Source organism: Streptomyces sp. NPDC030183, assembly GCF_055573455.1.
The window spans coordinates 1-7,652 of sequence record NZ_JBVIBK010000067.1 but is presented as its reverse complement, the minus strand read 5'-3'; the positions used below and the strand labels follow the sequence as shown (position 1 = coordinate 7,652).

Below are 7,652 nucleotides of genomic sequence, written 5' to 3'. Positions count from 1 at the left end.
TAGGCAGAAGTCCGCCTGCGGGCGTTCGCGCAGGTCACCACCTGTCATGGCCGCGTTGGGCCGCTGATAATATCCGGCCACTCGGACGGTAGTTCGGACATCGACGTCTTGCCATCCGCCCTGTCCGCGCACCCGCCACACGAGTCTCCCCGCATTTCTTGCTTCCCTGGCTTCCAACTCCCTCAAAATCCCGTCCCCTGTGGAGGAACCGAGTGGGCAGACGTGTCCTCATGCGCGGCGGTGCCGCCGCCGCCTCGCTCACCTTGGCCATGGGCCTCGGACCGCTGGCCCTCGACGTGCACGCGGAGGGGGCCGCCGAGGTGGTCATCCCGGCGGAAACGTCGCTGCGGCCCCAGACCGCCCTGTTCAGCGCGGGGCCGTCGGGGTTTTTGCGCTATGAACCCGGGCGCGGCCATGTATGGACCACCTACACCGGTGAGGACACGGTGGTGGACGCCTCGGCCGCCGAGGTTTGGGGGATGCCGGAGTTCGGCGCCGGTTCGGACGTCGTCGCCCGCTACGACGATGACGCACAGACCGTGACGCTGCGGGACATGGCGGCGGGCGGGACGGCCACGAAGATCCCGCTCCCGGACCGGCACACCTACCAGGGGACGCTCGGGCGGACCGTCGTGACGACCGCATGGTCGGGGACGGGCGACGACCTGACGTGGCACCTGTTCGACCTCCGGGACGACGGTACGGTGCGCGACCGCACGGTGGCGGGCGTCCCGACAGGCATCACTTCGGTGACCAGCAGCGACTCGCCCGTGGCCGACGCCCACGGCATGGTGGTCCTGTACAAGGCCAACGGGACGTTCCGGCGCGGCTGGCTCGACGCCGACGAGGGCCGGCTGGCCGAGCTGTCCCACGACCCGAGCGGCAACGGCAGCGGGAACGTGATCCTCACCGCCACCCATCTGCTGTCGTGGAACGGTACGACCGTCTCCGTCTACTCCCGCGACGACCTGAACACCGTCGTCCGTACGGTGCCCCTGGTGAACGACGGGCCGACGCACCTGCTGGGCATGGTCGGCGACACCCTTCTGGTCTCCCGCTACGACTCCTCGCTGGGCGCCATGGACGGCGCCCTGCCCGTCTGGCGCGTCCAGGCGCTCGCCACCGACGGCACGACCAAGGGGACCGTACTAGCCCGCTCGCGCAGTCTCTCCCTCGCCGTCCCCACCCCCGACGGCGGCCTACTGGTGCCCGGCAGCGGCCCCGACACCGCCGACTGGGGAGTGAACCTGGTCCGCGCGGGCGCCGACGGCACCCCCGTGGCCAAGAAGGTCGCCGCCGCCGAACTGAAGCCCGTGACCGACCCCGTGCAGGAACTCACCCTGGCGGGCGGCCGGCTGACCGTGACGGAACACGACTGGGACCGAGGGCGTACGTACATGTACGGCCGGACGATCGCCACGACCGGCGGCGCCCCCACGGCCGGCTCACGCACAGCCCAGGGCGTCACCGACGACAGCCCCCACCTGGTGGGCACCGGCGACGGCCGCACGGTGGTCTGGAACCCGTGGGCCTCGGGCGGCGACCGCGTGCCCCGGTTCGTGGGACCGACGGGCTCGCTGCCCGGCACACCCGTCGACGCCGAGCACAACTACGTCAGCGTGTGGGACGCCAGGGGCCGACACGTCGCGATGGCCACCGAGTACACCGACGAAGCCGGGTCGCACACGAGGGTGATCGACCTCGACACGGGCGAGACAGTGCTGACCTCGCCGGAGCACAGCACGGCGATGTGGGGCACCACCCTATGGGTGCGGGACGGCAACGACAGCGTGGCACCGGTCGACGTCCGCACGGGCGCGCGCGGCGAATCGGTGTGGTTCGGACCAGGGTGTCTGCTGGAGGACCTGCAGGCGGCCGGGCGCTGGCTGCTGTGGACGTGCGTGGGGTCGGCGGAGAGCCAGGGCGTCTACGACACCGTCGCCAAGACCAAACTGACCCTCACCGAGGGAGACTGGGAGACCGCGAAGCTCGGCGACGGATTCGTCGTCACCGGTGTGGACGGCCAGTTCAAGGTCACCGACGTCCGCAGCGGCACGCCCGTGTCGCACTCGGCGGGGACCTTCCAGTCCGGGCAGCCCTGGGACGTCGACCCCTACACCGGCCTGATCGCCTACGTGGACGCCAAGGGCGACACCCACGTGGTCTCCAGCGGCGTCCCCGTCTCGGCACTCAGCCAGCTCGACTCGACCGTCGCCGGCTCGGCCGATGTGAAGGGCGGCGCCGCGAGCTGGAACCCCAAGTGGTGGCTGTCGAAGCCGGCTGCCTCCTGGCAGCTCGTCATCAGGAACAAGGCCACCGGCACGACCGTGCGCACCCTGACCGGCGGTACGGCACAGGGCGTGATCCCGGCGTCGTGGAACGGCAAGGACAGCGCGGGCAAGCTGGTCGCCAACGGCGTGTACACCTGGATGCTGACCGCCGCACCGGCCGACGGACAGGGCGCGTCCCTGACCAAGACCGGCACGGTGAAGATCACCGGTGCCACCCCGGTCCGGCGGGACTTCGCCACCTCGGACGGCTTCGGCGAGCTGCTCACCCTCAACAGCTCGGGCGGACTGACGTACCAGTACGGGACCGGCACCGGCACCCTCACCAGCAAGAAGACGGGCCTCGGATGGCCGACGAGCGCGAAGTTCGTGCCGTACGGCGACCTGAACGGCGACCGGTGCAACGACGTGCTCGTCCGCCACAGCAGCGGCACGCTGCGCGCCTACCGGCCCGCGTGCCAGGCGGCGGTGACCCCGGCGACCGCGTACACCTCGCTGGGCACGGGCTGGGACCAGTACGACGTGCTGACCTCGCCGGGGGACATCAGCGGTGACGACCGAGCGGACTTGATCGCCCGTCAGTCCTCGACCGGGGACGTCTACCTCTACAAGGCGACGAGCACGGGGAAGCTCTCGGCCCGGGTGAAGATCGCTTCCAAGTGGACGGGCTACAAGAAAATCCTGGGCGCCGGTGACCTGAACGGCGACGGCCACGGCGATCTGCTGGCGCAGGACAGGTCGAACGAACTGTGGCGCTACGACGGCACCGGGACCGGCACGTTCAAGAGCCGGGTCAAGCTGTTCGACGACTGGGGCCCGTCGTACAACGTCGTTGTAGGCGCGGGCGACATCACCGGCGACGGCAAGGCCGACCTCGTGGCCCGCGACACCGCCGGCAACCTGTGGCGCTCCAACGGCACGGACAAGGGCTCCTTCGGCAGCCGTACCAAGATCGCCAGCGGCTGGCAGGGCTACAAAGGCGTGTTCTGAGCAACAGTTCGCTCCGTCGGACACCGAGCCCCCAGGGTTCGGTGTCCGACAGTCGACCTCCACCCACCTCCAGGTATCCGGCAGAAGGAAGGAAGGGCGGCTGAACTGTCGGACTGCGTGATCGACGCGCAGAGCGTGAAAACCTCCACCAAGCGCGCTCGCCTCCAGCCAGGGCATCGACGCAGAATAGATCGCCGGACGGAAGCGGAGCATCGACACCGCCACGACCGGCCTTCTCCTCGGGAACGACGCCGCGAGTCGCGCAGCGACCAATCGCAAGAAGAGCGCGATGCCGTACCTGATCCCGTCCCGTACACCGCTGACGCCCGAGCAGGCGAAGCGCGGCTTCGACTACCTCCTGGCGCTACAGACGGGTGGAGGCTCCACTGTTACCGGGCGGACCGAAAGGACCCGGACCCCACGTTCGTCCTGCTGCTGCTGCTGGCCACCGCCTGACCCGTCACGGCCGTGGACAAGGAGACCACCGAACCGTGCGCAGACTCCTACGCCCTCGACAAGGTCGGATACGTCCCGCAGACCACACTGAGCGCGGCCGGGGCGGCGCCAGTACTCAGCCTTGTCCCGCCCCGGACTCGATCCGGCACGGCTCGACCTCTACATGCTCGCGATGCGTCTCTCACTGGTGGCCGGCCCCCTTCGCCTACTCGACGGCGGCTTCCCGCACCGCACGATGATGCAGGAAATCGCCGAGCACAACGCGAAGAAGCGCTGGCTCTGTTGGTCTCATAGCACCGCGGCCGCCACATACGCATCGCTTCTGCCGCTACCTACCTCGACGGCCGCCGCCCTGACGGGCGGCTGGCCGACCCACGTTCCCCTCAGTCACTCGGCAGTGCCGTCATTTCTCCTCGACACTTGCGAGTCGGCTGATCGACAACTGACTCCAGAACCGGTCGACACACGCTGTTCCTGGAGATGAACGAAGCCACAGGAGACAGCCGCAGCTCCCAGCGAGGTTCCCGACGCGTCCTCGCACCACAGCGAGGAGGCCGTCGAAAGCTCGTGGTGCGGTTGTGGTGAGCGCCTGGCCTGTCCACGAAAGAGAGGAACCCCAGCCGACGCGCGGCTGGGGTTCCTGGAGGTGGTGGGTATCGGTCAGCGGGTGGAGTCGCCCACGTCGTAGACGGCTCGTCCACGCGTCGGCGGACCGCACCACATCGCGATCACCGTGGATCAGACTGGTCAGCGCTGCAGGGTGAGCAGGCCCGGCCGGTACGGCAGTTTCAGGTAGTCGGGGTCGTTCGCGTTGGGGTCCCTGCCCTGGTAGAGGAACTGCAGGTTGCAGGGGTCGATGGTCATGGTCTGGTCCGGGTTGTTGCGGACCAGGTCACCGTGGCTGATGTCGTTGGTCCAGGTGGCACCGCTGTTGGCCTTGCCCGCGAAGGGGCTGCTCTCGGTGCCGGCCTGCTCGGTCCACGGACCGTTCAGGCTGGAGGCGGTGAACGAGCGGAAGTAGCGCCCGTTCGCACCCTTCGCCTCGACGATCATGAGGTACTGGTTCTGGCCCTGGACCTTGTAGACCTCCACCGCCTCGAACAGCTTGTCCTCGGTGTCCTTCATGACCGTCGTGTACGACGTGCCGAAGCTGGGTTTTGGGTCAGTTGGTCACGCGGAAGGTGGCGTCGGCGCGTGCCGTCGTGGTGCTGATGGGGTCGAGGCGGAGCTGGTAGGCGTAGTGGCGGATGTAGCGGTCGGGGTGGTTGTAGGACTGGAAGGAGGACCAGGTGGCGTCGGCGAGGCCGGCGACCTGGCGGAAGGTGGCGTCGGCCGCGAACTGGGCGGAGCCGTCGTTGCGGACCAGCTGGAAGTCGTAGTTGGCGTGGCGCAGGAAGTAGCCGGGGTTGTTCACCGACTCGAAGGAGACGGTGCCGGTGCCGGCCAGGCCGGGCCGGATCCGGAACTTGGCGTCGTCGCTGGTGATGTTCTGGTCGATGCGCACGTCGAAGTTGGCGTGCCGTACGTACCGGTCCTGGAAGTTGAAGGACTGGAGCCGCTTGGCGGGGGTGTTGACGTACCGGGCGAGGACCCGGGCTTCCTCGGCGGCGGTGAGGGTCATGATCGAGCCGTGGCGCTTCTTGTTGACGCCCATGGTGTAGCTGCCCGATGCCGGGAGCTGGTAGGTACCGGTGGCGGAGGGGTTGGTCGTGTAGACCGGCATGTACCCGCGTCCGGTGGCGTACTGGTCGAGGTAGAGCGCCCACTCGTTGCGGTCGCGGAACTTCATCCACATCGGGCCCTCGACCCTGTTGCCGGTCCCCTGGGCGCCGGTCAGGCCGATGCCGGAGAGGTTGCCGAGGTTCGTCCACGTGCCGAGGATCGAGTTGCTGCCCTCGAGGGTGATCTCGCCGTCACCGGAGGCGCGCACGTAGCGGTAGTCGCCGACGCCGGAGGGCACCTCGACGATCTGCGTGTCGATGATTTCCTGGGCTCCGGGGCGGTCGATGTAGATCTGCGGGGTGGTGATCGTGCGGAAGTCGCTGGTGCGGGCGTAGAAGATGCGGTGCTTCGTCTTGCCGTCGAGGGGCACGTTCGTCGCCCAGTACAGGACGTAGTCGTTGGTCTGGGGGTCCCAGATCGCCTCGGGGGCCCAGGCGTTGCGCCCGTCGGGGATGGCGCCGGCGACGTTGAGCAGCCACGGCTCCGACCAGGACACCAGGTCCGACGACTCCCACACCACCAGGTTGCGGCTGCCGTTGTTGATGGAGGCGTTCCAGTCCTGGCCGCAGCTGATGCACAGGTCGGTGGCGATGATCCAGTACTTGCTGCCGTCAGGGGACCGCACCAGTGCGGGGTCGCGCACGCCCTTGGTACCGACCGTGGAGCGCAGGATCGGCGCTCCACCGTTGAGGTCGTTCCAGTGGAGGCCGTCCGCGCTGTGCGCGAGGTACATCTGCTGACCGGCAGACCCCTCCCCGGTGAAGTGCAGCATCAGGTAGCCCGGGTCGGCGGCGGCCGCCCGCTGCGGTGCGGCCAAGGACTGGGAGGTGAAGAAGAGGCCGACGGCGAGGAATATCGCCGCGAGCCGGGTGAGCAGCCTTGCCATGTGCGGGTCCTGTCTTTCTACGGGTGCCGGGACGGGGTGGCAACGTGATTCCGGGCGCGTGAGCACGGGAAGCCGGTGGCTGTGCCGATGGCGCGTTGTCCGAGCAGGGCCAGGCCAGTGCTCGAGGCGCCGACGTCGCTGACGCGCGCGAGGGGAGTGGCCGTGCCCGTGCCGACCGTCCCGGCCGTCGCGTTGTGGGCGAGGACGGCGAGCGCCGTTGCCGTGGAGCGGGGAACGATCCGTTCCATGCCGGCAGTGGCGGAAGCAACGCTCATGACAGAGACATCCTTTTTCACGTCGCGGAGCCGAAGCGAGAGAGCTGGGCAGTGTCTGACGAAGTGACACCCCGTTCGAAATGTCGGACATCGTCCGTGAAGTCGGCCAAAGTTAGAGCGGGGTTAAATAGGGTGTCAAGAGGGGTGAAGACCGCAAGAACAGCGTCGTCCCTCCGTCCCGTCCGTTAGCCGGGGCCGACCGGCCCGACCTCGGGACGGGGTCGTGCTACAGGAGACGCACCGGCACGTCGCCCATAAGGGCCAGGCGCTCGTCGAGGGTGGTCAGCCGCTGGTGAAAGCGCGGGGCGTGGTCCATGGGCACGATGGTGGGTTACGTGGGGCGGGATGCCCTCACAATGCGACCTCCCCACGCGAGCGCCGAGGGACGGGAAACAGGCACAGCCCCGTTCCACTGCCTCCGCCGCCGCGAACTGTTCGATGAGACTCGTAGGCGTCGCCAGCAGATGAGTGCGTAGCCGAGTCCCCTCGCCGCCATGCGTGAGGATGCTCGAGCGAGTCGAGAAGGCCTGCGCGGGCCAGGGTGCGCGGCAGGGCGTGGCGCAGCGCGTTGGTGCAACGGCGGCGCGGCGGGCGGCTTGGGCTTCCCCCCTCCTGCGGCGCTTGTCGGGCTACAGATGCTTCACGCGGTCGGCATGAGTGGACCACGGCGCGGGTGTCCGGCTCGTACATGCCGCCGGAGTCGGCGAGCGGCTGCAGGATGCGCATCCACTCCATGGCTTCGCCGGGCCCGCGCGCGCTCATCGCCGACCGATTCCATGCGGTCGCGATCCAAGTGCTGCTGTAATTCTGGTTCCTGGCTTCGCGTTGGCTGCCGGTGTCGCCCGCCTGGCCGTCACAAGAGGTGGCTTGTCTCGGCCGTTCTCGGATGGGAGCGTCCTCCACGCCGACCGGGAAGCTGCGATGCGCGATATGTCATGGGCCTAGATGTATTGCCCTGAGAGGTTGGGGACGCGGCTGGCGGGTGGTTGGCCCTTCAGCGCGGTGTGTCCGCGGTGGTGATTGTAGGTGTGCAGC

General features: G+C 68.6%; 3 protein-coding genes and 1 pseudogene. 1 reads left to right on the top strand and 3 read right to left on the bottom strand.

Features of this window, described 5'->3' with window-relative positions; genetic code table 11:
- Window positions 1-212: 212 nt before the first annotated feature.
- Entirely contained in the window at window positions 213-3,278 is a 3,066-nt protein-coding gene (locus ACZ4Z2_RS37260; RefSeq protein ID WP_468082214.1) for an FG-GAP-like repeat-containing protein, read from the top strand.
- 1,203 nt (window positions 3,279-4,481) lie between these two features.
- Here the strand turns inward: ACZ4Z2_RS37260 and ACZ4Z2_RS37255 are convergent.
- From ACZ4Z2_RS37255 to ACZ4Z2_RS37245, 3 genes and pseudogenes are all read right to left on the bottom strand, one after another.
- Window positions 4,482-4,886: pseudogene (locus ACZ4Z2_RS37255) on the bottom strand (non-reducing end alpha-L-arabinofuranosidase family hydrolase); the annotation flags it as partial.
- 10 nt (window positions 4,887-4,896) lie between these two features.
- Window positions 4,897-6,342, bottom strand: coding sequence for a glycoside hydrolase family 43 protein (locus ACZ4Z2_RS37250; protein WP_468082212.1), 1,446 nt, complete (start codon window positions 6,340-6,342; stop codon window positions 4,897-4,899).
- A gap of 17 nt (window positions 6,343-6,359) precedes the next feature.
- Complete coding sequence (locus ACZ4Z2_RS37245) at window positions 6,360-6,617, bottom strand: hypothetical protein (protein ID WP_468082210.1); 258 nt, start codon at window positions 6,615-6,617, stop codon at window positions 6,360-6,362.
- Window positions 6,618-7,652 lie beyond the last annotated feature (1,035 nt).

What these genes read in the sequence shown, in the direction of transcription:
- ACZ4Z2_RS37245 (WP_468082210.1), bottom strand. Translation starts at nt 6,617, where the DNA reads ATGAGCGTTGCTTCCGCCACTGCCGGCATGGAACGGATCGTTCCCCGC.
- ACZ4Z2_RS37250 (WP_468082212.1), bottom strand. Translation starts at nt 6,342, where the DNA reads ATGGCAAGGCTGCTCACCCGGCTCGCGGCGATATTCCTCGCCGTCGGC.